The sequence below is a fragment of the Kitasatospora sp. NPDC091257 genome (assembly GCF_044757675.1).
In the GTDB taxonomy this organism is placed as follows: Bacteria; Actinomycetota; Actinomycetes; order Streptomycetales; family Streptomycetaceae; genus Kitasatospora; species Kitasatospora lactacystinica.
In genome coordinates this window covers 1-1369 of sequence record NZ_JBIVVI010001719.1, presented here as the reverse complement: position 1 = coordinate 1369, position 1369 = coordinate 1, and the positions used below count along the sequence as shown (strand labels likewise).

1 pseudogene is annotated in these 1369 nt (G+C 69.3%); it reads left to right on the top strand.

The window, feature by feature from the left end:
• Positions 1 to 1140, top strand: a pseudogene (locus tag ACIQOV_RS41515) (hypothetical protein); the annotation flags it as partial.
• Positions 1141 to 1369 lie beyond the last annotated feature (229 nt).

The following is a 1369-nucleotide window of genomic DNA, read 5'->3' as shown; positions in this document are numbered from 1 at the left end:
GGGGCCGTGCTGCCAGGGGCCGTACCGTCGGGATCCGTGCCGTCGGGTGGCGCACCCTCGGGCGGCGGCGTCCGGCCCTCCTGTGCCTCCACCAACAACCGCCCGCTGGTGTTCGCGATCGGCCAGGTCGGCGTGGACTTCCTGACCGAGGCCCGCCGGGACAGCTTCCGCCAGCTGATGGACCCCGTCGAGGTGCCGGTCGAAGGCAAGCCCGATGTGACGAAGGAACTGCCCGCCAATCCCTACGACGCCGACCAGCTGCACAGGTACCTGACCGCCAACCCGTGGGCCTCCGACAAGGTCACCTGGACGCTGAACCTGGAGAGCACACCCGTCTACGCGATGGAGGCCGAACCCGCGGCGGGCATGGACTGGACCAGCAACCCCCTGGTGCAGCTCGGGTCGAGGGCGGAGGTGGAGGCGATCGTCAACGACCGCAGAAAGCTCGCGGACGCCCTGCTGGCACTCGCCGCGCCCGCCGCCCCGGTGTCCACGATCTACCGGTCCTTCCGGGACGCGTACCTCGGCCAGCACAAGTTCACCCAGGACGAGGACGGCTACATCTCCCGGATCTCGATACCCGGCCGGCTGACCGACCGGACCGTACGGCTGTTCTCCGGACAGGTCGTACCGGTCGTCGAGGTCAAGAGCCGTGGCGTCTACATCTGGTACCAGAAGCAGTTGGTGGACGCCGTGGTGAAGGCCGTCATGCACCAGGCGCACCACGATTCGCTGACGGTCGACGAGACCTACGTCCGCAAGACCATGGACGCGTTCCTCGACAAGGTCTACTACCAGTTCCGCAACCTCGGGCAGACCTCCGCCGACCGGGCGCTGAACTCCGCCGGGACGAACGCGTTCTCGATCGCCGGCCCGATCAGCAAGGCCATGCTGCTGGGCCAGAGCGTCCCCAGCACCGTGACGGAGTCCGGCAAGCCGATCTCCCTGTACTGCATCGACACCATCTCCGTCGCGAAGAGCCCGTACTGCCGCATGGGATCGGACTGCCAGGACGTGAAGGTGACCTTCTTCGACCCCGAGGACGACCGGCACGCGCGGGTCTCCATGCTGTTCACGATCGACGTCAGCGACGAGTTCCCCGTCACCCTGGCGCCGGCCCACCAGTTCCTGGAGTCCTGAGCACCCGGCACCGTCGGTGTCCACGCCGACCGCACGCCCCCACACCACCCGTCAGGAGGAGACGGATCATGAAAACCCCCGCAGGGCTCCCCAAGCCCACGCCGAGACTGCCGGTCCTCGCACCACCGGTCCGCCGGGACGGCCGGGACGAGGCCGGAACGCTGTCCGGCAGCCCGGGCGTCGTACCGGCCCGGTCGGCCTGCGCCGGCCTCACCGGCCCGGCCCGGGG